The sequence below is a fragment of the Marivirga salinae genome, assembly GCF_030503855.1.
Taxonomy (GTDB): Bacteria; Bacteroidota; Bacteroidia; order Cytophagales; family Cyclobacteriaceae; genus Marivirga; species Marivirga salinarum.
In genome coordinates, this window is sequence record NZ_CP129971.1 from 1,194,841 (window position 1) to 1,220,001 (window position 25,161).

General features: G+C 35.5%; 26 protein-coding genes. 21 read left to right on the plus strand and 5 right to left on the minus strand.

The window, feature by feature from the left end; genetic code table 11:
* Window positions 1-4: 4 nt before the first annotated feature.
* The 3 genes from QYS49_RS05100 to maoP all read right to left on the minus strand — a co-directional run bounded on the left by QYS49_RS05100 (window position 5) and on the right by maoP (window position 1,968).
* Window positions 5-475: a hypothetical protein gene (locus QYS49_RS05100; protein ID WP_308350632.1), complete on the minus strand. Its 471-nt coding sequence runs from the start codon at window positions 473-475 to the stop codon at window positions 5-7.
* Window positions 476-540: 65 nt separating this feature from the next.
* Entirely contained in the window at window positions 541-1,575 is a 1,035-nt protein-coding gene (locus tag QYS49_RS05105; protein ID WP_308350633.1) for a hypothetical protein, read from the minus strand.
* 60 nt (window positions 1,576-1,635) lie between these two features.
* On the minus strand, window positions 1,636-1,968 hold the full coding sequence (maoP, locus tag QYS49_RS05110) for a DUF413 domain-containing protein (RefSeq protein ID WP_308350634.1): 333 nt from the start codon (window positions 1,966-1,968) through the stop codon (window positions 1,636-1,638).
* A 222-nt stretch (window positions 1,969-2,190) separates the two neighbouring features.
* Here maoP and QYS49_RS05115 point away from each other — a divergent pair, with 222 nt between their 5' ends.
* From QYS49_RS05115 to QYS49_RS05200, 18 genes are all read left to right on the plus strand, one after another.
* Window positions 2,191-3,237, plus strand: a complete 1,047-nt coding sequence (locus QYS49_RS05115) for an AAA family ATPase (protein WP_308350635.1) — start codon at window positions 2,191-2,193, stop codon at window positions 3,235-3,237.
* Window positions 3,238-3,404: 167 nt separating this feature from the next.
* The gene (locus QYS49_RS05120; protein WP_308350636.1) at window positions 3,405-4,118 is read left to right on the plus strand and encodes a Crp/Fnr family transcriptional regulator; all 714 of its coding nucleotides are present in this window, start codon (window positions 3,405-3,407) and stop codon (window positions 4,116-4,118) included.
* A 412-nt stretch (window positions 4,119-4,530) separates the two neighbouring features.
* Window positions 4,531-6,018 carry a copper-containing nitrite reductase gene (nirK, locus tag QYS49_RS05125; protein WP_308350637.1) on the plus strand — a complete coding sequence of 496 codons (1,488 nt, stop codon included), beginning with the start codon at window positions 4,531-4,533 and terminating at the stop codon, window positions 6,016-6,018.
* A gap of 6 nt (window positions 6,019-6,024) precedes the next feature.
* Window positions 6,025-6,810, plus strand: a complete 786-nt coding sequence (locus tag QYS49_RS05130) for a formylglycine-generating enzyme family protein (RefSeq protein WP_308350638.1) — start codon at window positions 6,025-6,027, stop codon at window positions 6,808-6,810.
* 38 nt (window positions 6,811-6,848) lie between these two features.
* Window positions 6,849-7,451 (plus strand): SCO family protein, encoded by a 603-nt coding sequence (locus QYS49_RS05135; RefSeq protein ID WP_308350639.1) that lies wholly within the window; start codon window positions 6,849-6,851, stop codon window positions 7,449-7,451.
* Window positions 7,452-7,856: 405 nt separating this feature from the next.
* Complete coding sequence (ric, locus tag QYS49_RS05140) at window positions 7,857-8,591, plus strand: iron-sulfur cluster repair di-iron protein (RefSeq protein ID WP_308350640.1); 735 nt, start codon at window positions 7,857-7,859, stop codon at window positions 8,589-8,591.
* Window positions 8,592-8,615: 24 nt separating this feature from the next.
* Window positions 8,616-9,842: a hypothetical protein gene (locus QYS49_RS05145; RefSeq protein WP_308350641.1), complete on the plus strand. Its 1,227-nt coding sequence runs from the start codon at window positions 8,616-8,618 to the stop codon at window positions 9,840-9,842.
* A gap of 66 nt (window positions 9,843-9,908) precedes the next feature.
* Complete coding sequence (locus QYS49_RS05150; RefSeq protein ID WP_308350642.1) at window positions 9,909-10,427, plus strand: c-type cytochrome; 519 nt, start codon at window positions 9,909-9,911, stop codon at window positions 10,425-10,427.
* 37 nt (window positions 10,428-10,464) lie between these two features.
* Window positions 10,465-12,492 carry a Sec-dependent nitrous-oxide reductase gene (gene nosZ / locus QYS49_RS05155; RefSeq protein WP_308350643.1) on the plus strand — a complete coding sequence of 676 codons (2,028 nt, stop codon included), beginning with the start codon at window positions 10,465-10,467 and terminating at the stop codon, window positions 12,490-12,492.
* Between the two features lie 60 nt (window positions 12,493-12,552).
* Window positions 12,553-13,140 (plus strand): hypothetical protein, encoded by a 588-nt coding sequence (locus tag QYS49_RS05160; RefSeq protein WP_308350644.1) that lies wholly within the window; start codon window positions 12,553-12,555, stop codon window positions 13,138-13,140.
* Window positions 13,137-13,547 carry a nitrous oxide reductase accessory protein NosL gene (locus tag QYS49_RS05165; RefSeq protein WP_308350645.1) on the plus strand — a complete coding sequence of 137 codons (411 nt, stop codon included), beginning with the start codon at window positions 13,137-13,139 and terminating at the stop codon, window positions 13,545-13,547. Before QYS49_RS05160 ends, QYS49_RS05165 begins: the two co-directional genes overlap by 4 nt.
* A gap of 22 nt (window positions 13,548-13,569) precedes the next feature.
* Window positions 13,570-14,811, plus strand: a complete 1,242-nt coding sequence (gene nosD, locus QYS49_RS05170; protein ID WP_308350646.1) for a nitrous oxide reductase family maturation protein NosD — start codon at window positions 13,570-13,572, stop codon at window positions 14,809-14,811.
* Window positions 14,798-15,517, plus strand: a complete 720-nt coding sequence (locus QYS49_RS05175; protein ID WP_308350647.1) for an ABC transporter ATP-binding protein — start codon at window positions 14,798-14,800, stop codon at window positions 15,515-15,517. Before nosD ends, QYS49_RS05175 begins: the two co-directional genes overlap by 14 nt.
* Window positions 15,510-16,277: an ABC transporter permease subunit gene (locus QYS49_RS05180; protein WP_308350648.1), complete on the plus strand. Its 768-nt coding sequence runs from the start codon at window positions 15,510-15,512 to the stop codon at window positions 16,275-16,277. Before QYS49_RS05175 ends, QYS49_RS05180 begins: the two co-directional genes overlap by 8 nt.
* Window positions 16,278-17,336 (plus strand): DUF8744 domain-containing protein, encoded by a 1,059-nt coding sequence (locus tag QYS49_RS05185; RefSeq protein WP_308350649.1) that lies wholly within the window; start codon window positions 16,278-16,280, stop codon window positions 17,334-17,336. It begins immediately after the preceding gene.
* A gap of 315 nt (window positions 17,337-17,651) precedes the next feature.
* Complete coding sequence (gene nadA / locus QYS49_RS05190) at window positions 17,652-18,587, plus strand: quinolinate synthase NadA (RefSeq protein ID WP_308350650.1); 936 nt, start codon at window positions 17,652-17,654, stop codon at window positions 18,585-18,587.
* Window positions 18,584-20,077 (plus strand): L-aspartate oxidase, encoded by a 1,494-nt coding sequence (gene nadB, locus QYS49_RS05195; RefSeq protein WP_308350651.1) that lies wholly within the window; start codon window positions 18,584-18,586, stop codon window positions 20,075-20,077. The genes nadA and nadB overlap by 4 nt, the downstream gene beginning before the upstream one ends.
* An 87-nt stretch (window positions 20,078-20,164) precedes the next feature.
* Window positions 20,165-20,593 carry a hemerythrin domain-containing protein gene (locus QYS49_RS05200; protein WP_308350652.1) on the plus strand — a complete coding sequence of 143 codons (429 nt, stop codon included), beginning with the start codon at window positions 20,165-20,167 and terminating at the stop codon, window positions 20,591-20,593.
* Window positions 20,594-20,860: 267 nt separating this feature from the next.
* Here the strand turns inward: QYS49_RS05200 and QYS49_RS05205 are convergent, their stop codons facing one another.
* Both QYS49_RS05205 and QYS49_RS05210 read right to left on the minus strand, forming a co-directional pair.
* Entirely contained in the window at window positions 20,861-21,295 is a 435-nt protein-coding gene (locus tag QYS49_RS05205) for an RrF2 family transcriptional regulator (protein WP_308350653.1), read from the minus strand.
* Between the two features lie 33 nt (window positions 21,296-21,328).
* Window positions 21,329-21,739 (minus strand): 6-pyruvoyl trahydropterin synthase family protein, encoded by a 411-nt coding sequence (locus tag QYS49_RS05210; protein ID WP_308350654.1) that lies wholly within the window; start codon window positions 21,737-21,739, stop codon window positions 21,329-21,331.
* A gap of 361 nt (window positions 21,740-22,100) precedes the next feature.
* Between QYS49_RS05210 and QYS49_RS05215 the strand changes: the two genes are divergently transcribed.
* The 3 genes from QYS49_RS05215 to QYS49_RS05225 are packed head-to-tail and all read left to right on the plus strand — an operon-like array spanning window position 22,101 to window position 25,076.
* Window positions 22,101-24,209, plus strand: a complete 2,109-nt coding sequence (locus tag QYS49_RS05215) for a ribonucleoside triphosphate reductase (protein ID WP_308350655.1) — start codon at window positions 22,101-22,103, stop codon at window positions 24,207-24,209.
* Window positions 24,210-24,232: 23 nt separating this feature from the next.
* Window positions 24,233-24,394 carry an anaerobic ribonucleoside-triphosphate reductase gene (gene nrdD / locus QYS49_RS05220; protein WP_308350656.1) on the plus strand — a complete coding sequence of 54 codons (162 nt, stop codon included), beginning with the start codon at window positions 24,233-24,235 and terminating at the stop codon, window positions 24,392-24,394.
* Window positions 24,387-25,076: an anaerobic ribonucleoside-triphosphate reductase activating protein gene (locus QYS49_RS05225; protein ID WP_308350657.1), complete on the plus strand. Its 690-nt coding sequence runs from the start codon at window positions 24,387-24,389 to the stop codon at window positions 25,074-25,076. The genes nrdD and QYS49_RS05225 overlap by 8 nt, the downstream gene beginning before the upstream one ends.
* Window positions 25,077-25,161: the final 85 nt, after the last annotated feature.

Here is a 25,161-nt window from a genome sequence, read left to right on the forward strand (position 1 = left end):
ACAGCTAGAGTTTTTTTGCAATCATTAAAGCATTGGTTGGTGGATAGGGTAATTCTTGCATTTGTTCATCAAACAACTTTACTTTATTATCGAACCTGTTATTAGCAATCCATGGGTTAGTGTAGGCAATCGAATTATTTGATAATTCGAAACCTACTGCTTCTAATTGTTCTTTCCATTCTTTGATGCTCCAGAAACAGAAACGTTCATGCATTTCGCTATTCCAGTTATCTGTGTAGTCCTTGGTCAGCATATATTCTGCAGCATCCTTGAGTTGCAGCAAAATATAGGTTTTCCCTTCAATAGATTTTAGACTATAGCTTATTTGATCATTTTCTTCTTTTCTAAAATCTTCTGTAAACCTCAGGAATCTTGAAAAGGTAGAAAGACTATTGAGATGGTTTGCTAACTCTTTTTGGTTTGAGAAAGATTGATAGATATTTTCATTTGCGCCATCTTCATTATTTAAGAGCATTAAAACTTCTTTCTTGCCATCTTGAGGGCCAATTACATCTCTATTGATCCATACACCTCCAGATTTTAGTTCCTCAAACGATTTTGAATGAAACTCAACAAATCTGATCTGCTTCCATAAGATTCAATTTCATGAGTCAGTGAAGAAGTATGGATTGTATTCATTGAATGCTGTTCGAAGACTAAAGCAGTGACCGCATTTTTTTGTGCAAAGAAGACATTTGGGTTTTTGAATTCACCATTATGCTTTCTTTGAATGCATATATCGTATAATTGACGTGCTACTTCAATTCCATAGAAATCTGATTCTCGCAATTCGGACACCTCACATGCCTGCTTAATCCAAGATCCTACGGCACATCCAATATCTCCAATTCGACCCGATAATATGTATGGACTTGTTTCCCTGAATTTAAGCTCTGCTATTTCATCCATTTGACGAACATAGGTGTTATAATCTCTTGACTCAGTAATATCTCCATCCTCCCCGATTATTGGATCTGATAATATCCTTCTAACTTTGCTTCCAAGATTGTAAGTATTCCAAATTTTAGAACTTGATTCATGAATTAGGGGAACGATATTTTGATCTTTCTCCCAATTTTTATTTTCAACAATTAATTCCACTATATCCCAAGGTAGTTTAGCATGATATTTTTGGTTGTTAATATCTTCCAATTCAGCAGGAAGGATAGTAAAGCCCAACTCTTGGTACATTTTCAATACTGGTGTGGAACAAATAACAGAAGTGTTTTCGGCTGTAAGATTTAATTCTCCGTCAGTTTGATGTTTGATCTGTTTAACAGTATAATTTGCAAAATTTTCTATTGTTCCTACATCATCAATTCCGATAACATAGATGGGTACATCAAGATTCTTTGAGAATTCCTGTATCATCATAGCTCGCAAGTAAAAAGGCACCGGATTGCGCTTTGTGCCACTATGATTTGCCGAAGTAACTGCGAAAATAATACCTTCTATATCATTTGATCCATCTGTATTCTTTAATGGACTTTCAGATAATGACTTTATTGTTTTTGTAAGATATTCGAATTGAAATGAGGTAAGTATATGATGTCTTCCCGGAAATAAAATGTACATGTTTCAAAATCTAGTAGTTGTCATTGGTAGCCAAATTTAAACTTTAAATCTATAAACCAATTAAGCCCGATGATTTTTCCCCATTGTGCTCATTTGACTTCTCCTCAAATGTTTGGCTCCTTCTCTGGAGTAAAAAGGATCAGTTTTTAATTCTGGCCTGGAACTCAGCACATGTCCATGTTTTTCTTCTATTTCCTTTCTTTTGGTATATTTAAACCATGTTTTTTCTTCTATAGAGATGGGATGTCGTTCGTTTTTTGCTGCTTCTATAAATAGTTTTTGTTTTTCAGTATAAGGTCCTAATTCACCAGAAATCAAAGCTTTGAACCAATGTCCGTATTTTTCTAAAATCTCTCTTTCTTCATTACTAAAAATGGCAAGGCTACAGTCCATTTTAAATTTTCCTTTTTAAGTAATTAATTTTAGGTGGGAGTCTTTAGCGTTTTTAATTCTTGATAGGTTTAGTTGAAAATATAGAATATAATAATTTCATTAAATTAAGTAATATATTATTTATGCTCAAAAATTCAAGATCTTAAATAGAAGTTAAAAAGAGATTTGAATGCTTGGCTATATCCGCTAATTTGGCATTTTAGAATTATAGAATTTTTAAGAATGAAGAGCATACACCAGAACGAACAATCAATTCAATGGACTTTATCTCCTTTTGATTTTCAGGGAGATATTAATGCAGGTCAAATTTTTTTCAGCCGTTTTGAGGAGATACCCAATACATTTGAAATGTATGATGTGGATATTCACAAAATTAGTAAATGGTTGGAATCAAATTTTTCAGAGAATATCATAACTAAGCATAAAAGGGAAAAATTTTCTGAGAAAGACGGTGTTGAAATGCTTTCAACCATCTATGTTTTAAATGATGATATTGTACTGGAGATAGCAGCAAACATGATGCAAATGGCTTATGGTGCTGGGGCGAAAATAAAGGATAAGCTAATTGAAGGAATGAAGGCTTTTGTGAAAAATGAAAGGTCAGGAATCTCTATGATTGTCCAAAGTAAAATGGGCTTAATGCCCAAAGATCTTGAAATTAAGAAACAGGATATCGATTTGTCCTTACACTATAATGATGGTTTTAATGGCATTGATGAGCAATTGAAAAGAGAACTATCAGAGGAAAACGGATCTGGACTGTATCTACTTTATGGGGCACCGGGAACTGGTAAAAGTTCTTATATCAAATACCTTATTCATCAAGTAAATAAGCGTATGGTATTTTTACCACCGAAAGTCGCACTCAATTTAGATGATTTTGCCCTTACCGATTTCCTCTTGGATAACAGAAACATAATTTTGGTTATTGAGGATGCTGAAGAATTATTAAAGGCTGATAATAGTGCCAGAACTTCAGCCATTTCCATGTTATTAAACCTGACGGATGGAATTTTAGGTGATGGATTGGGCATAAAAATCATTGCCACTTTTAATACGGAGCTGCACCAGATTGACCCAGCCTTAATGCGAAAAGGAAGGCTGAAGTTAATGTATGAATTCAACAAACTTAGCATTCCAAAATCAAAAGCTTTGCTAGCCCATCTGGGTGTAGAAAAGGAGGTTCATAATCCAATGAACCTCTCAGAAATTTACTATTTGGAAGAACATCAATATCAGCTGAATAGTAATAATGGAATTGGCTTTTAGGTGGAGACCTTTTTTAATAGGGTATTTTTTACTGAATATAATCTATTTACAGACTATTGAACATCACGGATTTGATAGAAAGAAACTAATTTTACATTAGTATTAATTATTGCTTAAATTTGAATTTTCAGTCATAAACTGAAATAAATTTTATCCTTATTTTCAATATGCCCCAAAAAACCAACAAAATAAGCTGTGAAGAATGTACTACCACTTCATGTTTTGTGAAAAGGACGAATCCGGAGTGGCTAGCCAAAATCAGCGAATTCAAGAATCAAGTGGTTTACCCAAAAGGACAATATATTTTCTCTGAGGGCTCGCCCGTATTTGGAGCATACTTTATTCAATCAGGAGATGTAAAAATTGTGAGCAGTAGTTTTTCTGGAAAGCAAAATATAGTGCGATTAGCTAAAGCTGGTCACATGATGGGACACAAAGGAGAGGCTAAGGAAAATTATCCGATAGGGGCAGTAGCAATCAATGATGCCCGAATTTGCTTTCTAAATAATGAATTGCTTTATGATGCCTTTTTGAATAATACTCATTTCACTATAGACATCATGATGTTCTATTCTAAAGAACTACGCAAAAGTGAAATGCGAAATAAATTCTTTGCCCAGATGACCACAGATGAAAAGGTGGCTTACGCAATTGTTTATGCTGGTGAAATTGTAGGTGAGAAAAATAATAAGGGTAAAATCATGATTATGCTCAGTAGACAAGAACTGGCACAGATTGCTGGAACAAATGCTGAACAAGTTAGCCGAACCATCAGCCATATGAAGAATGATGGATTATTATCTCTGGATGGTCGTTGTATTTGCATTGAAAACCTACCTGGAGTTTATAATTTACTCTCCGAATACGAACAGTTTATTTAGGGCTTGCTTAAAAAGTCTCAAGTGCCTCATATACAACCGGGCTAAGTGAAGGAGTATTGTAATACTTCGAGCTTTAGCCCGGGAAGTAGATGAGGTGCTTGAGGCTAGAGCACTAGAAAATCAAATTTTGATTTTCTAGTGCAAACAATTTAGAATTGTACCTATATAATTCTGGCATTTGCTGAAATACTATTCCTCAATGATCACTGCCAAAATAGGTCTAAAGATTATTTTATTATGTATTCTAATTTTAAGCAAGCCCTAATTAGTTTCCTGCGTTTTCGCAGACTAATTCCTGTAAATAAACTTCTTAATCCCTGATTTGGAACATTTCTATTGTAAAATTCTCTATTGATCTTTGCCTTAAACAAAAAAGGATAAAAACATCCGAATATATTTAAAATTATAGATTATGAAAACGCATAGAAAAACACAGACACGATTCGCTTATTTGTTTTTTGCACTGTTATTCCCTTTTCTTTTCGCGGCTTGTCAGCAACAGGAAGAAGTTGTGAAATCCAACAGAAATAAAAATGAAGACATTAAAGTAGTAGGTACAATGAAAGCGGAATTAACCGCCCCACCTCATGTTCCAAAACCGATAGGTAAAAGAACTGCCAAAAGGCTTTTTGTTGATATGGAAATCATAGAGGAGGTGGCTGAAATGGATGACGGTGTTGAATACGTTTACTGGACATTTGGTGGGAGTGTACCCGGTTCTTTTATTAGAACTCGAGTGGGTGACATAGTAGAGTTTACGCTTAAAAATCACCCTGACAATAAATTACCACACAACATTGATTTGCATGCTGTGACAGGTCAAGGAGGAGGAGCTGAAGCTTCTTTTGTAGCACCTGGACAACAGAAAACCTTCTCTTTTAAAACACTTAATCCAGGATTATATGTTTATCACTGTGCTACAGCCCCAGTTGGAATGCACATTGCAAACGGTATGTATGGATTGATTTTAGTTGAGCCCTTAGGAGGTTTACCACCTGTAGATAAAGAGTATTATGTGATGCAAGGCGATTTTTACACTAAAGGCAAGCACGGAGAAAAAGGTTTGCAAGATTTCGATTTGCAAAAAGCAGTAGATGAAAATCCAGATTATGTAGTCTTTAATGGTAAAGTTGGAGCTTTAACGGGTGAAAATGCACTTACTGCGCAAGTTGGGGAAACCGTAAGAATTTTCTTTGGAAATGGTGGTCCAAATCTAGCTTCCTCATTTCACGTGATAGGAGAGATTTTTGACAGAGTTCACCTAGAAGGTGGAAAAAGTATTAATGAGAATGTACAAACTACTCTAGTACCTGCTGGTGGGTCAGCAATGCTGGAGTTCACTGTGGAATCCCCTGATAATTTGGTTTTGGTTGACCACTCTATTTTTAGAGCTTTTAATAAAGGAGCTTTGGGTATATTAAGTGTCTCTGGTGAGGAAAATCATGTAGTATATGACGAAGGTACAGAGGCAATTCCTTATAATCCACAATCAGAAATTGCTGAAAGCACTCCTCCGCAGGAAAAACAGGTAGAAGCAGTGGTTGAAGAGCAAGTTTCAGCACCAGCTGACTTTGATTTGCAAACCAGCATCACAAAAGGGAAAAAGATTTACTCTCAAAACTGTCTGGCATGTCACCAGGCAGAAGGTCAGGGTATTCCTAAAACCTTCCCGCCATTAGCAAAATCTGATTATCTAAATAATCATCCTGACAAGGCTATAAATGCAGTGGTAAATGGTTTGACAGGTGAGATTACAGTAAACGGTGAAACCTATAATAGTGCAATGCCTGCTCAAAGATTGAGCGATGAAGATGTAGCAGCGGTACTCAATTATGTTTATAGCAATTGGGGAAATAATGGAACTACCATTACACCTGAAAAAGTAAAAAACACTAAATAAAATATCATGCTTAGATATTTCACAATTGCAATCTTGTTCTTTTTTCATTTGAATTTAAATGGACAGGATCTTGAGATGCTCAAAATTGAAGGGGGAGTTTACATCCCCCTTTATGGAAGTCAAGAGGAAGTGCAGGTTGAAATAGAGTCATTCTATATGGATACTAAACCTGTTACGCATCAAGAGTTTGCTGAATTTATCAAGCAATATCCTCAATGGTCTAAAGAAAATGTGAAAGCATTATTTGCAGATGCTAGCTATCTGACCAAATGGACTGCTGATGGTGAAGTACCAAAGCATTTAAAAAACAGCCCAGTGAATAATGTCTCTTGGTATGCAGCCAAAGCTTATTGTGAATGTCAGGATAAGCGCCTTCCTACAACAGATGAATGGGAATTTGCCGCGAAGGCAAGTGAGAATTCAATTGATGCTAGGGAAGACAGCTTGTTCAACCAAAAAATAGTTTCAGGCTATGAAAAACCTAAAACCTATTTGAAAGAAGTGGGGCAAAGCAGTCCTAATTATTATGGAGTTTATGATTTACATGGATTGGTTTGGGAATGGGTTTACGATTTCAACAGCATCATGATAACCGGAGAATCAAGATCCAATAATAACACAGATGCTAATTTATTTTGCGCAGGAGGAGCTGTCAGTGCCAACGATTTAATGAATTATGCCGCCTTTATGCGCTATGCGATCAGATCCAGCTTGAAGGCCAGAAATACCATGAGCAATATGGGCTTTCGATGCGTGAAAGATTACGATGACGAATTAGAACTAAATCAATGAAAGGGGCTAATACTAACTAATTTATAAATACAATCGCTATGAAAACGCTAATGATATTACTCGCTACTGTTTTATTTTTCGCTTGTGATAATGTCGAAAAACCCGAATCAAATGATGAAGATAAGGGCATTACTTCCAAAGAAGAATTCAATGACCTATCAATTTTCAATATCACTTCCGAATGGACTACCCAGCACAATAAGCAAATAGAATTTAAAGATTTGCAAGGTAGCGTTTTGGCTGTGGTTATGGTATATACTTCCTGCCAAACGGCTTGTCCTAGATTAGCTGCCGATATGCGCAATATTGAAAAACAAGTGGCTGAAAAAGGAAAGGAAAATGTAAAATATGTTCTAGTAAGTATTGATCCCGAAAATGATACACCTGAGCGATTAACTCAATATGGTAAAGAATATCAGTTGGAAGGCGATCAGTGGTTATTCTTAAGAGGAACTGAAGAAACAGTTAGGGAATTTGCCAATGTAGTTGCGGTAAAATACAAACAAATCTCTCCTATAGATTTTTCTCACTCTAATATTATCTCTGTTTTTGATGCAGAAGGAGTGATGCAACATCAACAAGAAGGCTTGGGAGTAAATAATAAAGAAACGATTGAACAGATTATTGAATTGAGTAATTGACCTTGAACAAGTAGAAAGTGCTTTTTTTCTGCTTGTATAACATTTAGAAATTCCCTTCAAAATCGGAATAAATAACCAACAAATATCATCTTTTTTTGACCCTGTCTGTCTGCCTGTGCAGAACAGTCTTCACAACCAGATAAGGAAGTAGATAGCGTACAATGCCGCTAAATTTTCTTTCATGCAATTGTCGAGGCTTGCCTGAACAAGCAGGCATAAATGCAGGCGAAGAGATTAAATCCTTTTCTCAATGTGGATAAAAAATACTAACAAATATCATCCTTTTTGAAATTATTTCGTAATAAAAGATAAAAAGACCAAAATATCCTTTTATATTTGTGTCAATAATGAATACCTAGAATTAGGTAAAAGCAAAACAAAAATTTATATTTAAATACAACTGTTATGAACGTTTACAAAGAAAAAACCATAGGAGAATGGGTAGCGGAAGATTATCGCACAGCATCAGTTTTTAAATCATTTGGCATTGATTTTTGCTGCAAAGGCGGTAGATCAATTCAGGAAGCATGCGAGGCAAAAAACATCCCTGAAAGAGAGGTTGAGATTGCTTTGGCTGAAGCCGTAATGGACAAAGCAGAACAAAGTGATATAGATTTTAAAAGATGGCCAATGGATCTTCTGGCTGACTATATAGAAAAAACGCATCATAGATATGTTGAAAGGACAATTGAAGAACTAAAGCCATATCTGACCAAAATTTGCAAAGTGCATGGTGATTCAAATCCTGAATTGCATAAAGTAAAACAACTATTTTTTGAGTCAGCGGGGGAATTGACTGCCCACATGAAAAAAGAAGAATTTATTCTTTTCCCTCATGTTCGTAAATTAGAGAAGCATTTAAATGATGGTAGTTCTATAGAAGCCCCTCATTTTGAAACAGTCAAGAATCCTATTAAAATGATGATGGCTGAACATGAAGCAGAAGGAGATCGCTTTGAAGAAATCGCAAGATTAACAAATAACTATACTCCACCAGAACATGCTTGCAATACCTATAGAGTGACATTCGCATTGTTGGAGGAATTTGAAAACGATTTACATAGACATATTCATTTAGAAAATAATATACTCTTTCCGAAAGCTGTGAGAGTGGAGGAAAGTTTTAATTCATTAAACTGAATAAAATAGCCTTGGGCTAAATTCATGAAGAAAACTTGGTTAATAGTTAGTTTGGTTAATTTTCTGATAGCTTCTCTGATGGGCTTGCTCCTCAGAGGAGCTTTTGTTTGGGAAATTGATTGGTTGGACTACAGAAATATGTTGCACGGACATTCACATGTAGCCCTGCTGGGCTGGCTATATCTAGGGTTTTTTATTGTGATACATGCCAAGTTGCTACCTAAAGAAAAAGCTGATAAGCCCATTTATACCTGGCTTTTTTGGCTAACTCAGTTTACGGTATTAGGTATGGCAATTGCATTTCCAATTCAAGGCTATGCTGTCTTTTCTATTTTCTTTTCCACTTTGCATATTGTTTTAAGCTATATTTTTGCTGTACGAGTTTGGAAAGATCACAGTAGAAAAGATTTTAAGAGCTCTCTCTTGCTTAGAACTGCCATTTTATTTTTATTTATTTCTACTGTTGGCGTTTTTGTGGTAGCCTATATTATGGCATCTAAAAATGGTGCAAATGTCATTTATCAAATCGCTATTCAGTTTTATTTACACTTTCAATTTAACGGATGGTTGCTATTTGCATTGTTGGCTTTATTTTTCAATCGTTTTGGGAATATTCTTAAAATTAGCAATAAAGCTTTCAAACAGTTTTACTGGCTATTATTGCTAGGGAATATCTTGAGTTATGCATTGGTCCTTTATTGGGGCTATCGATGGGAATTCAGTTATTATGTTAATGCTGTAGCTGTAGTGCTTCAGTTATTGGCTGTTCTTGCCTTAATTAAATCATTTGGCAGCAGTTGGATACAACTCAAGAACTCATTGAGTGCAGCGCAAAAACTCTTATTGAAGCTATTGATTACAGTGTTTTTAACACGAACAATTTTTCAATTTGCATTGGTGATTCCTGAAATGGCTGAAATGGCGGTTTTATTGAGGCTGTTTATTATAGGCTTTATTCATTTAAACATGTTAGGCTTTTTTACTGCCTATATATGGCTCGAATATCTTTTTGATTATAAATCTGCGATAAATACTCTTCAAAAATCAGCAGTAATCCTCCTTTTAATCGGATTTCTCTTAACAGAGTTGATCATGTTTTTACAAGGGTTTTTTTACTGGCAGGAATTAGGAAAGTTCCCTTATTTTCATGAAGGGCTGTTTTATGCTAGTTGCATTTTACCGATAGCAATCCTTACTTTTTTAAGAGCATTCGCAAAAAAAGGAAAATTTCAAATTGCAACAAATCACTAAAAAACATGACTTAAATCATTTTTCTTACATAAATCAATTAATAACTTTAACATAAATCAAACAACTATGAAATCACTAAAATTTTTAAGTACCACAATCATTGCAGCCGTATTTTTATTTGCCTGTGGAGGTAATGAACAGTCAAATAATAAGGCTGAAGCTGATAAACAAACAACAGAGAAGCAAGAAGACAAAATGCCAGAATCCATTAAAATGGGTAAAGGAGTTGGAGAATTTACTGAGGTAGAAGTTTCCGATCCACTAAATAAAGAATGGGTTGAAAGAGGTCAGGCTATCTATGATATGAAGTGTTCTGCTTGTCACAAATTAACAGATCAAAGGGTTGTTGGACCTGGATTTCAAGGCGTAACGAATAGAAGAAAACCAGAATGGATCATGAACATGATTACCAATGTGGATGTGATGTTGGCAGAAGACCCAACGGCTCAGAAACTTTTGGAAGAATGTATGACCAGAATGCCAAACCAAAACATCAAACCGGATGATGCACGAAAAATCCTAGAATTCTTTAGAAATAATGACGTGGAAAAAGCTGGTAAAAAGGATGAAGCTATTAATTCTTAAATACCAATTAATTTTTTTAACTAAACTAAAATGTAACATGAAAACACACTATTTAAATTATGTTGCAGGATTAAGCCTGATTTTCTTAATGGCTTCCTGCGGCAATCAAGGTTCAGAAACCTCTCAAGTTTTGGGAGGTAGCGCAGCCGAGCAAGCCTATGTTGCTCCTGGTGAATACGATGAGTTTTATGCTTTTATGTCTGGTGGCTATAGTGGACAAATTACAGCCTACGGATTACCTTCAGGAAGATTATTAAAAGAAATTCCAGTTTTTTCAAAATATCCTGAAAATGGATATGGATACAGTGAAGAAACTAAAGCCATGTTCAATACTTCTTATGGAGAAGTGCCTTGGGATGATTCTCACCATATTGAATTATCGCAAAAAGATGGTGAATTTGACGGTAGATGGTTATTTGTAAATGGAAATAATACGCCTAGAATTGCTAGAGTAGATTTAAAAACATTCGAAACAGTTGAAATTTTGGAGATTCCTGATGTAGCAGGTTTGCACTGTGCACCTTTTATTACAGAAAACTCTGAATACTTAGTTTCAGGTACTCGTTTTTCAGTTCCTATCCCTCAAAAGGATGTGCCAATTGACACTTATAAAAAGAACTTCAAAGGTTTAATTAATTATGTTTCAGTTGATCCTGAGCATGGCCATATGGAATTGGCTTTCCAAATTGAAATGCCAGGCTTTAATTATGACTTAGCTAGAAATGGAAAAGGAAAATCTCACGGATGGAGCTTTTTAACCACTTATAATTCAGAGCAAGAGCACAGTCTTTTGGAAGTAAATGCTTCTCAAAAAGATAAAGATTTGATGGCTGTAATCAACTGGAAAAAAGCTGAGCAATATATGAAGGAAGGGAAATTTACAGAAAGACAAACTTCCTATTTCCATAATTTAATGAATGAGGAAACCAGTATTGTTGAATCAGAGGAGAAAACTTTAACCAAAATTTTGGATCCAAAAAATTGTCCTGACATGGTTTATTTCATCCCGGTTCCAAAATCACCTCATGGTTGTGATGTTGATCCAACAGGTGAATATATTGTGGGTAACGGAAAGCTTTCTGCTGATATGTCTGTTTACTCATTTGACAAAATCATGAAAGCCATAGAAGAGAAGAATTTTGATGGTAACTTTGATGGCATTCCTATTATCAACTATGAAGCTGCACTTGATGGCATTGTTAAAAAGCCAGGCTTAGGACCATTGCACACTGAATTTGATGGAAGAGGAAATGCTTATACTACTTTCTTTATTTCATCTGAAGTAGTAAAATGGGATGTAGAATCTAAAGAAATTTTAGATCGTCAGCCTACTTTCTATTCTCCTGGTCACTTAGTAATCCCTGGTGGAGAAACTAAAAAACCAGACGGCAAGTATTTAGTGGCGATGAATAAAATCACTAAAGATCGTTATCTGCCAACAGGTCCTGAATTAGCGCACTCAGCTCAATTATTTGACATAAGTGGTGATAAAATGAAATTGATTTTGGATTTCCCAACCAAGGGAGAACCGCATTATGCTCAAGCAATTAGTGCTGATAAAATTCAACCAAATTCTGTTAAATTTTATGATATTGAGCAGAATAAACATCCTCATGCTACATTAGGAGAAAGCAAAACTAGAGTAGAGCGTGATGGCGATGAAGTACATGTTTACATGACTGCCATCAGAAGTCACTTGGCTCCGGATAATATTGAAGGTTTTAAAGTTGGGGATAAAGTATATTTCCACCTTACCAATTTAGAGCAAGATTGGGATGTACCGCATGGTTTTGCTATTCAAGGTGCTACAAATGCTGAATTGTTAGTAATGCCAGGACAAACTAGAACTTTACTTTGGGAGCCTAAAAAGCCAGGTGTATTTGCATTCTACTGTACAGATTTCTGTTCTGCACTTCACCAGGAAATGTCTGGTTATGCAAGAGTTTCTCCTAAAGGCTCAGATGTTCCAATAAAATGGGGATTAAATGAGAAATTGAGAGAAAATGAACAAGCTGCTCATGACTTCTATGAGAAGGCTAAGCAAAATGCCAATATTGGTAAATAAAATCTATTTAACTGCCGGTTAACTACCGGCAGTTTTTCTAACATATTTAAATAAAGCAAGATGTCACTCAAGCAAAAAAGCAGATTGCCACAATTATTGATGCTATTGGGAATATTGTCCTTAGGAGCTGTTTTCTTGTTTCCTTTATGGCAAATTACCTTAGATGCAGCACAGTTTCCAGGTGGACTGAAAATGCACATCTGGGTCAATAAGATTTCGGGGAGTGAGAAGAATATCATTCAAAATATTAATATTCTGAATCATTATATAGGTATGCAATATATCGAACCTGACTCTATTCCTGAGTTGAAATATTTTCCGATTGTGGCTTATTCTATGATGGCATTAGGATTGATTTCCTTAGTCCTTAACAAAGCTTGGGCTTATTTATCTTGGTTTATAATTATTGCTATTTTAGGAGCGCTTGGAATCTATGATTTCTATTTATGGTTATATGATTATGGGCACAATCTTGATCCCAAAGCTCCTATTAAAGTTGAAGGTATGACTTATATGCCTCCACTTTTAGGAGAAAAGGATTTACTGAATTTCTATGTAACCTCCTATCCTCATTTGGGGAGTGGTTTTTTAGGCTTATCTTCTATACTTGCTTTGGCTGCATTTTGGGTTAAAAGAAAAAGCAAATGAGAATACTTAAGCTCTTATTTATATTTTCTATTATTTCAGTTTTAATAGCATGTTCTATTGAACCCGAACCTATAAATTTTGGAAGTGATCATTGTATTTATTGCAAAATGACAATTTCTGATCCTAAATATGGTGCTGAACTGGTAACCGATAAAGGAAGAATCTATAAATTCGATGCTATTGAGTGTATGATTCCATATCTCAAAGAAAATCCTAAAACCGAGTTTAGCTATATCATGGTAATAGCTTATGATGAACCCAAAAAACTTAAAAAAGTGGAAGGATTGCACTTTGTGAAAAATGAACACTTTAAAAGCCCTATGGGCAAAAATCTAGCTGCATTTGCTAATCAACCTAAAGAATTTGAAAGTTTAGATTGGAAAAAATTGAAAAAATCATTCAACTAAAATATTTAAATAGACCATTTTAATGACTCGCTACTTCCTGCTTTCCTTCCTCACTTTTACTCTCCTTTCAGGCAGTCTGCTAGCTAAAACAATTATTGTTAAGCCAAATGAATCCATAAAGAAGGCAGTCCTGCAAGCTTCAGATTATGATACTATCATGGTAAAAGCTGGGGTTTACAATGAAAACTTGATTTCAATAGAAAAACCCTTGACCATCATTGGTGAAGAAGGCGCCATAGTGGACAGCCAAGAAGGAGATGAAATATTTATTGTTCAGAGCGATAATGTGACTATCCAGAATATGACCTTAAAAAATATAGGCGTTAGCTATATAAAAGATAGAGCAGCCATTCGCCTCAATAGAGTTCGAGATGTTAAAATCCTCCATAACACCCTGATCAATACCTTTTTTGGGATCTATCTACAGAAATCTAATAATTGTGTAGTCGATGGTAATAAAATTATTGGTGGAGCTGAAGACGAATCTACAGCAGGGAATGCCATCCACATCTGGCAAGGAAAACGAATTCAGGTGAGCAATAATGAAGTTTCTATGCATAGAGATGGAATTTATTTTGAATTTGTGGATGAGAGCTATATCGCCAATAATATCAGTAGAAATAATATGCGCTATGGACTGCATTTTATGTTTTCCAATAATGACCTTTATGAAAATAACCGATTCCAAAACAATGGATCGGGCGTGGCGGTAATGTTCAGCAAAGAGATCGAAATGATCGAAAATGAATTTTTGGATAATTGGGGAGGAGCTAGCTACGGATTATTGCTCAAAGAAATTTCAGATGGAAGCATAGAAAATAATAACTTCTCAAGAAATACGGTGGGGATTTATGCTGAAGGAGCCAACAGGCTTTCAATTAAAAATAATCTCTTTCATAATAATGGCAAAGCCATGGACATTAAAGGCAATAGCCTAGATAATCAGATTATAAAAAACGATTTTGTGGGCAATACTTTTGAAGTCCTGACCAACTCAAAATCAAATCTGAATCATTTTGAAGGAAATTACTGGAGCCAATATTCAGGTTATGATTTGAATAAAGATGGAATTGGGGATGTACCACATCGTCCTGTGAATCTCTTTGCAATTGTCACCGACAAAATCCCAGCTGCTAGTATGTTATTGCACAGCTTTCTGGTGAATAGTTTGGATGCGGCAGAACGTCTGTTTCCTCAATTTATTCCCGAACAGCTTATTGATCAAAAACCGAAGATTAAACCCAATCATTATGATCAAAATTAAAAATTTAAATAAGCATTTTGCTAAACATAAAGTATTGAACGATATCAATCTCCAATTTAATGCAGGAGAATGTGTGGCTTTAATTGGACCGAATGGTTCGGGTAAAACTACGCTTATTAAGAGTATTTTGGCATTGGTGACCATCGAAAAAGGAGAGATTAATGTGCAAAATGAAAATATCCGAAATCAAAGTGCCTATCGATCAACTATAGGTTATATGCCCCAGATCAATAGATTTCCTGAACACATGTCGGTTCATCAGCTTTTTAATATGATGAAAAGCATACGTTCTGAAGTGACTGATTATGACCTTTCTTTATATGAAGCTTTTGACATTGAAAGCATGGGCAAAAAGAAGCTAGGAATATTATCAGGAGGCATGCGACAAAAGGTAAGTGCCGCCCTAGCATTTTTGTTTAAACCCAAAATTTTGATTTTAGATGAACCAACTGCAGGTCTGGATCCTGTTTCCAATGAAATTTTAAAACAGAAATTGAAAGAGTCTATTGAAAAGGAAAACAAATTAGTTTTAATCACCTCTCATATTTTGAATGATCTGGATGACATAGCCGATAGGGTGGTTTATTTGATGGATGGAAGCTTATATTTTGATAAACAAATGAGGGCTTTAAAGGAAGAAACTTCTGAAAGCAGACTAAATAAAATTATTGCCAGCATTTTAAATACAGAGAATCAATATGTTTAAAATAGCCAAATTTATAACGACAGATTTATTGAAAAATAAGGTGATGCTACTTTATCTAATTTTTCTATGGGTAGCGTGTTTTGGTCTGTTCAGTCTTCAAGGTCAGGGAGATAAAGCACTCACAGGAATTCTCAATGTCAGCTTGTTGGTTACGCCTATGTTGTGCTTGATTTTCGCTACTATTTATTTCTATAATATGTATGAATTTATGATGTTGTTACATGCTCAGCCCATCAAAAGGAATACACTTTTTATAGCATTATATTTAAGTCTGTCTCTGGTTTTTACGCTTATCTATTTTCTAGGAGCGGGTATTCCCCTTCTGTTTATGAATCCCGGAAAGGCTTCTATTTTGATGATAGTCGGGACTTCATTTCTCAATTTTATATTCATAGCCATAGCTTTGGGAGTAGCCGTTTGGACAAAAGATAAATCAAAAGGAATGGGCTTTTCACTCTTGATTTGGGTTTATTTTGTTCTTCTTTTCGATGGGATTATTCTGCTCTTAATGTATAATTTCAGTGATTATCCAATTGAGAAATTTGTCTTATATATTAGTTTCCTAAATCCAGTGGATTTGATGCGAATATTAGTTTTAATGCAGACGGAAGCTTCTGCCTTAATGGGCTATAGCGGAGCAATTTTCCAAAAAGTATTCACTCAAAATTGGGGTATCAGCATCATTTTATTAGTCATGCTAGTTTGGACTGTTCTGCCGCTTGGATTATCACTAAAAGCCTACAACAAAAAGGATTTATAAATGCCAAAGCACATCTGGATATTGCCCTTTGTGATGCTTTCATTGATAGTGGGCATTATTGGCGGTTGGTTGCGCTTGGGGTGGGCACAATTTAACATTCCAGAAGCTGCTTTTCATCATGGAATTATCATGACAGGAAGTTTCCTGGGGGCTTTAATTAGCATGGAACGAGCTGTTGTGATGAAAAACAAAGCCTGGTTTTTAATTCCCGTTCTGGCAATTTTGGCTTTGCCTTTAAATTTGTTTGGCTTCACACAAATAGCAATCGTTAGCTTAGTGCTATCGTCCACAGGCTTAACATTTCTAATGTATATCCAAAGCACGAGGGTGAAAGAAGCCTCGCATTATGTAATCACATTGGGTGCTTTTTGTTGGGCTGTGGGTAATGCTTTATTACTGAAATCAGACTTTATCCCCATGGTAGTGCCTTGGTGGATAGCTTTTTTGCTTTTTACCATAGTGGGTGAAAGATTGGAGTTGAGCAGGTTTCTGCCTGTCAAAAAGATATTCATTGTTTTACTATATGTTCTGATTGCGGGCGTATTTGCTAGTTTTTTCATTCCATTCCATTTTGGTGGAAGTCGTATTACTGGAATCTTGATTGCCTTAATAGCACTTTGGCTTCTGAGATTTGATATGGCAAGAAAATCCATTAAGAAAAAGGGAGAATATCGATACATAGGATTGGGGTTAATAGTAGGATTTATTTGGTTATTAATCCATGCGCTTATCATGATTTTTCTGGAAAACCATGCGCTTTATTACGATTTATGGGTGCACAGCTTCTTTCTAGGTTTTGCCTTTTCCATGATCTGGGCACACGCTCCTATCATTTTTCCAGCAGTCGTGAAAGTCAAGAGATTAATATACCATCCAGTGCTTTATATTCCTTGGCTATTGTTCCAGCTATCTTTAATTGGAAGAGTTTGGGCTTCATTTGCTGGAAATATAGAACTCCGTCAATTCTTTGGAGTAGCCAATGGCTGGCTAATTCTATTGATGTTTTTAAGCATGGCAATGACCTATTTTTGGAATCAAAAAAGGATATCTACTAATTAGATTTACAATCAGCTTATCAAAAACTCCGCATTGGAATTGATAAAAAATAGTGATGAATTATATTGTTTTCTGTTGAAATAAATCCGTGAGAGCTATCCCCTTGAGGGGATTATAGGGGTGTTGTTCGAGAGAATTAAAGGTGTCTGCTAACAAAATGAAAAGAATAAAAATTAAAGCATCAAAACCAATTCTCAAAAACAATGACATGAATCAGCCTAGCTAATGATTACCGTCATATTATTTAGAAGTCCAAAATTTTAAATTTGTTTAAGCATTTTATCTAAGCTAAAAAATAGCGGAGGAGAGTTATAAGATATGAACTTAGCAGAGAAAATCACACAACTGAAGGAAGAGAAAAATGCCGTTTTATTGGCGCATTACTATCAATATCCTGAAATTCAGGAAATAGCAGATTTTGTGGGCGATAGTCTGGCATTGTCCAAAAAAGCATCTGAAACTGAAGCAGATATTATAGTTTTTGCAGGAGTACATTTCATGGGGGAAACGGCTAAGTTGCTGAGCCCTCACAAAAAAGTACTAATTCCCGATATGGCAGCAGGCTGTAGCTTGGCAGATTCCTGTTCAGCTGCTGATTTGGAAACATTGCGAAATGAATACCCGGATCATATTGTAGTCACTTATATAAACTGCAGCGCAGAGGTGAAAGCCTTAAGCGATTATGTTTGTACCTCTTCCAATGCTGTAGAAGTGATTAATAATATCCCTAAAAATATCCCTATAATTTTTGCTCCCGATAAAAACCTAGGCAAATATTTAATCAAAGAAACTGGCAGAGATATGGTGCTTTGGGATGGTACTTGTGTGGTACATGAAGCCTTTTCTTTTGATAAATTATTAGATTTGGTACAAGCATATCCTTTAGCTGAAATTATTGCACACCCCGAGTCAGAGCCTCATTTTTTAAAAACAGCACATTTTGTGGGCTCCACAGCAGCCTTATTGAAATATGTTCAAACGTCTGATAAAACGGAATTTATTATTGCCACAGAAGTGGGCATTATTCATGAGATGCAAAAGAAAGTTCCTCATAAAACCTTAATTCCCGCTCCTATTGATGAAGATAATACTTGCGCTTGCAGTGAATGCGCCTTTATGAAAGTCAATACACTTCAAAAAATATATGACTGTTTGCTAAATGAAAGTCCTGAAATATTAATTGAAAATGCTGTACTAGACCAAGCGAGAAAACCTATTGAAGCCATGTTAGAATTTTCTTTTTCAGGGAAATGAAGACAGATATTTTAATTATTGGAAGTGGTCTTGCTGGAATGGCAACGGCTCTTTATTTAGCAGAACTACGTCCAGAATTGCAAATTGTGATTGTAAGCAAAGCAAAAAAGGACGAATCCAACACTAAATATGCACAAGGAGGAATTGCCGGAGTTGTTGAAACTAAAATTGATAGTTTCGAGCAACATATTGAAGACACCATGAAAGCTGGTCATTATCTATCCAATAGGGAAATTGTGGAATTAGTGGTCAAATCTGCGCCTGATGGCATTAAAGATTTAGAAAGGTGGGGTGTAAATTTCGATTATGAGAAAGAAGGCACTTATGAATTAGGTCTTGAGGGCGGACATTCAAAACATCGGATTTTACATCATAAGGACAGCACCGGTAAAGAGATTTATGATAAATTGAATAAGCAAGTTCAACAAAACGCTTCTATTCAGCTCATTAATAATTGCACGGCATTAGAGCTTAATAAAAATCAACAAAATCAAATTGAAGGAGCATTATTTTTAGATTTAGAAAGTAATCAGTTTTTCAATATTTCAGCCCCTAGAACTATTTTGGCAAGTGGAGGTATTGGTAGAATTTTTGGTCATACCAGCAATCCGGAAGTAGCTACTGCTGATGGTTTGGCAATGGCGATTCGGGCTGGAGCAGAATTAAGTAATATGCACTTTGTACAATTTCATCCCACCCTTTTTTATAAAGCCAGTAAGGAAAAATCATTTTTAATTAGCGAAGCCTTACGAGGTTTTGGAGCTTATTTGGTGAACCAGGATGCTAAGCGATTTATGCAAAATTATGATGAAAGAGCAGAGTTAAGCCCTCGGGATATCGTATGTGGGGCTATTTTTAAGGAATTAGAGCATAGGAATGAGTCTAATGTATTTCTTGATTGTAGACATTTGAATCCAACTGACACTAAAAATAAATTTCCATTTATAGCTAAGAAATGTGAAGAGGAGGGATTAAATATCAATAAGGATCTTATTCCCGTGGTACCTGCTGCGCATTATCATTGTGGTGGAATAGCGGTTAACCAGTACGGTCAAAGCAATTTAGAAAATTTGTATGCAATTGGTGAAATAGCAGAAACAGGATTGCACGGGAAGAATAGACTGGCATCCAATTCATTGCTAGAGGCAGTGGTTTTTGCGAAAAAAGCTGCTCTTAAAATAATAAAGGAAATTCAAGTAATCGAATCAAAGAAGCACTCTGAAATAGAATTTATTGAGCTTTCAACGAAAGTTCATTCAAATATAAAAGCAGAAGAATATTTGGCAGCATTACAATCAGAAATGCAAAAATTAATAACAGTCTCAAGAGATAAGTCATCTTTATGCCAGATTCAAAATCAGATTGTTAGCTTGCAAGAGAATTTTGAAAATAATTTTCCAATTACCACATCAAGCCTTAAATTAATGGAAATCAGTAACATGTTGTTAGTGGCAGAGAAAATTGTGAATTCAGCCATCAATGATGTTTAATTATAAAATTCAGTATTTTAAAGATTCCAACGAAAAACCGATTCAGTAATATGGAAAAAAGAAAAGCCGCTTAAAAGAAAGGAAGAAATGAAACCAGTGAGTAGAGATCATCACCATTCACTCTTGCTATGCTGGAAAATAAGAACTGCCTTTAAGAATAAAATTTCCGTTGAACGCGTGAAAAAATATGCGGATTGGTTTTATCAAGAGCATGTTTTACCCCACTTCGAATTGGAAGAGAAATATATTTTTCCTGTTCTTGGAAATGAAGATGAATTGGTAAAACAAGCTTTAGCAGAGCATAGGCGACTCAAAAGACTTTTTGAAAATGGAGAAGAGCCACTAAAGTCATTAAGTTTAATCGAAGAAGAATTGGAAAAGCATATCCGCTTTGAGGAGAGGGTACTCTTTGAGAAAGTGCAAGAAATTGCCACTGACGGTGAACTCAAAGCCATTGAACTCCACCATGCTTCAGGAGAATTTAAAGAAAATACCGAGGATGTTTTTTGGGTGTAAAAAGGGTACATACTATAATTTGAATAACAAATGCATGAAGTCTATTAAGGCTTTGACACCCCCCTTCGCCCCCCTCAAGGGGGGAGGCTCACGGAAATAGATTTTCCTGTTAATTTGATTTAACAATTTTGCCTGATAATTGATAAAAAGTGATAAAACTTATTATTTCCTGCTAAAATAAATCTGTGCAACTGTCCCCTTGAGGGGACCACAGGGGTGTTGCTTGAGTTGATTAAAGTGATTTCAAGTTATATAGTAGAACAATATTTACAACCTTAAAAAGGTCTCTCCTCTTTCCAATTTTTCTAGTAGAATCACCATATTAGTGTTTTCCAACATGCGTTTTAACTTTGTTCTTACTTCTTTAAATTGAAAGTGAATCGGACAGGGCTTTTCTTCAGAGCATTGACTTAATCCTAATCCACAGCCGTCATAAGTTTGTGAACCATCAATACAACGCACCACATCTATTAGATAAACCTTTTCTTGCTGTTTTTTGCTTAGGCTAAACCCTCCATTGGGTCCTTTTATGGAGGAAACCAGGTCATCTTTCACCAATTTTTGCAAAATCTTGGCAGTAAAAGCTTCAGGGGAATCAATATTTTTGGCAATGTCTTTTAGTCCGACATTAGTGCCCTCTTTGCTTTTATTGGCAATATAAATTGTTGCTCTAATAGCGTATTCACAAGTTTTTGAAAACATTATTTCTATTTTAAAAGGCAAATATAAGTAAATTCATTTTTCCCATTCCCCAAAAGAGGTGGCTGTTTCAAATAGTTTCAACTTCTTTAGAAACACCGGTTTTGCTAATGAGTTCTCAATTTGGATTTTTATATATTCTATTAATCTTTCAACAGTAGGTTCATATTCCATCCAAAATATTTTGCTATCAATATGCTGAGCTAGTTTAGTGTTTTCTTCATTACGCTTTAAAACCAATGCATGATCGAAAGTTTTAATCACTTTCTCATTAATAATCTGCTTCAATACCTTAAAATCAATGATCATGTCATTTTCTTGGATTTCTTCTGCTGAGACGGTTACTAATAAGCGATAGGAATGACCGTGAAGATGTCTACAGGCTGCCGGATGATTGCTAATACGGTGGGCAGTTTCAAAAGTAAATTCTTTAGTGATACTTATCATGAAATTTAAATTAAGAGCCAAATTTAATAATATTACACATAAGAAGATAAAAACATCCTTTAATATTTTTTAGGTTTCCAGTTTTCTGGAAAATAACTTTAAATTCATTCTTTTTCCAGTGTGGATAAGTGAGCTGCTTCAGCGCCTTGCTTGCTTTTTTTGTTTAATGAAGCAGATAAAGCAAGCGTTTGTATATAGTTGATAGTTAGTGTATTAAACTTTAATTTTTACTGAATCCGCTTGCTTTCCTTTCGTTTTTGTGGATAAATAAAGACCTGAACATCCTTTGAATTAAGATATTAATAATCTTATATTCGGATATACATATCCTGTAATAATGAGGTAAAAAAAACTAATCAATATGGAAAATTATGTAATCAAAAGAAACGGGGAATACCAGCCTCTCAAGCATTATAAAATTGAAGATGCTATCAAAAGAGGATTCAAAAGTGTGGGTGTTGAATATGATGTTATTATCTTAAAAAGTGTCTTAGAAAGGTTGGAAGAAAAAACCACTTGGGCAGTAGAAGAAATACAAGATATCATTGAATTGCAGCTTTATCATTATCACTATTTTAAAGTGATGCGTTCTTTTATGCTTTATAGGCATACTCGCAAACTTCAAAGGAATAAAAAGAAAGGAATAAAGCACGATACCACTTGGGTGGATAGCACCCAAACAATTAAAGAGTATATCGGAAAAGATGATTGGCGAATTAATGCCAATGCCAATACTTCCTATTCAAATGCTGGCTTGGTGAATAATGTGGCGGGAAAAGTGATTGCTAATTACTGGCTTGATAAAGTTTACAATAAGGAAGAAGGCTATGCCCACCGAAATGGCGATATCCATATTCATGATTTGGATTGCTTGACGGGTTACTGTGCAGGTTGGAGTTTGAGGGTTTTGTTAAATGAAGGTTTCAATGGTGTTAGAGCAAGGGTAGAAAGCAAACCTCCAAGCCATTTCCGAGAAGCGCTCGGCCAGATGGCTAATTTTTTAGGCATTCTCCAGAGTGAATGGGCAGGTGCTCAGGCTTTCAGTTCTTTTGACACTTACCTTGCGCCCTATGTTTTCAAAGATCAATTGACCTACAAAGAAGTATTAAAAGGTATCCGCAGTTTTGTTTATAATTTGAATGTTCCTGCCCGTTGGGGACAGTCTCCTTTTACCAATATCACACTTGATTGGGTAGTTCCGGAAGATTTGAGAGAACAAATCCCAACTAAAAAGGATCAACATCTTTTCTCCAATAATCAAGACGAAGCCTTGAGGCAAAAAGCCAAAGAAAGAGGGGCGAACACAATGGAAGAGCTGACCTATCAGCACTTCAAAGAAGAAATGGATATGATCAATAAGGCTTATTATACGGTTATGACAGAAGGAGATGCCAATGGACAACCTTTTACCTTTCCAATTCCTACCGTAAATATCACCGAGGATTTTGACTGGCATGGTAAGAATACTGATATACTGTTTGAGAATACAGCTAAAATTGGCTCCTCCTATTTCCAGAATTTTATTGGGAGTCAATATACCTATGACGAAGAGGGCAATAAAATTGAAAATCCATTGGCTTATAAACCCAATGCAGTAAGAAGTATGTGCTGCCGTTTGCAATTGGATTTAAGAGAATTGCTAAAAAGAGGAAATGGCTTGTTCGGAAGTGCGGAAATGACCGGAAGCATAGGCGTGGTTACCATCAATATGGCTAGGCTGGGCTATTTATACAAAGGGAATGAATCCGCCTTTTACGAAAGACTTGACTTTTTACTGGATATCGCCAAATCTACTTTGGAGAAGAAAAGAAAATTCATTCAGGAAATGTATGACAGAGGCTTGTATCCCTATACAAAACGCTATCTGACTCATTTCAGGAATCATTTTTCTACTATTGGGGTGAATGGAATGAATGAGATGATCCGGAATTTTACTGATGATGAATATGACATCACTTCTCATCAAGGCATGAAATTATCTTCTCAAATTCTGGAATATATCAGAGGAAGAATGAAGCAATATCAGGAAGAAACAGGCAATTTATATAATCTGGAAGCCACGCCTGCGGAAGGGACCACTTACCGATTTGCTAAAGAAGATAAAAAGCGGTTCCCTGATATACTGCAAGCCGGAATGGAGGAGAATATTTATTATACCAATAGCTCTCAAATTCCTGCTAGCCACACAGATGATCCTTTTGAAGCATTAATGCTCCAAGATGATCTACAATGTATGTATACCGGTGGAACAGTTTTACACCTATACATGCGTGAAAAAATAAGTTCTGCGGAAGCTTGTCGTAATTTGGTAAAGAAAGTGATGACCAATTTCAAGCTCCCTTACATTACAGTAACTCCAGTATTTAGCATTTGCCCAACGCACGGATATTTGACTGGAGAGCATGAATATTGTCCGAAATGCGATGATATTTTGAAAGAGCAATTAGAAGTAGAAGAAACTGAATTATAATTTAAACTTAAAACAGAAATAACATGGAGGCACAAGTAAAAACAGCAACGAAATTAGAGCGAAATAGTGAATTACGAACAAAATGCTTGGTTTATACTCGAGTAATGGGCTATCACCGACCGGTAGAAAGCTTTAATATTGGTAAAAAAGGGGAACATAAAGAGCGAAAACATTTCAATGAGTAAGGGAAAACCTATATATGATATTACGCCATTCACACTTCTGGATTATCCGGATAAAACAGCCTGCATCGTATGGTATGCAGGCTGTAATATGCGCTGTGGCTATTGCTACAATCCTGATATTGTGTTGGGGAAAGGCAAAATATCCATCGATGAAGTGCTTCAATTTTTAAAAAGCAGAAAAGGACTTCTAGATGGCGTAGTCATGAGTGGAGGAGAATGCACTATGCATCCTTCTTTAACTGATTTTGCATTAGAGGTGAAAGCCTTAGGCATGGAAGTGAAAATAGACACCAATGGAAGCAGACCAGAAGTGCTGAAAAAACTCTATGAAAATGGCACATTGGATTATGTAGCACTTGATTTTAAAGCAACACCTCAAAAATTCCATTCTATCACCAAATCAGACTTATTCTCACCTTTTGAAAAAAGTCTGTATTTTCTGATTAAAAATAATATCTCATTTGAAGTCAGGACAACAGTTCATTCTGAGCAATTAAAAGCCGAAGATATTTTGAGTATGAGGCAGTTTTTGGAGACCAAAGGATATGATGGTAATTATTACTTGCAACACTTCACCAATAACAGCAAAACCATAGAATCTTTAGCTGATTCAGATCATAAAGAGTTTGATCGTAATCTTTCGTCTGACCGTGTACAGGTAAAGATTAGGGAAAGTATATAGCCATCAAGTTATTTTTATTTTTGTAAATAAACATATATCTTAATGACTTAAGTCATGATTAGCCGTAAAAGTATGTACTACATTT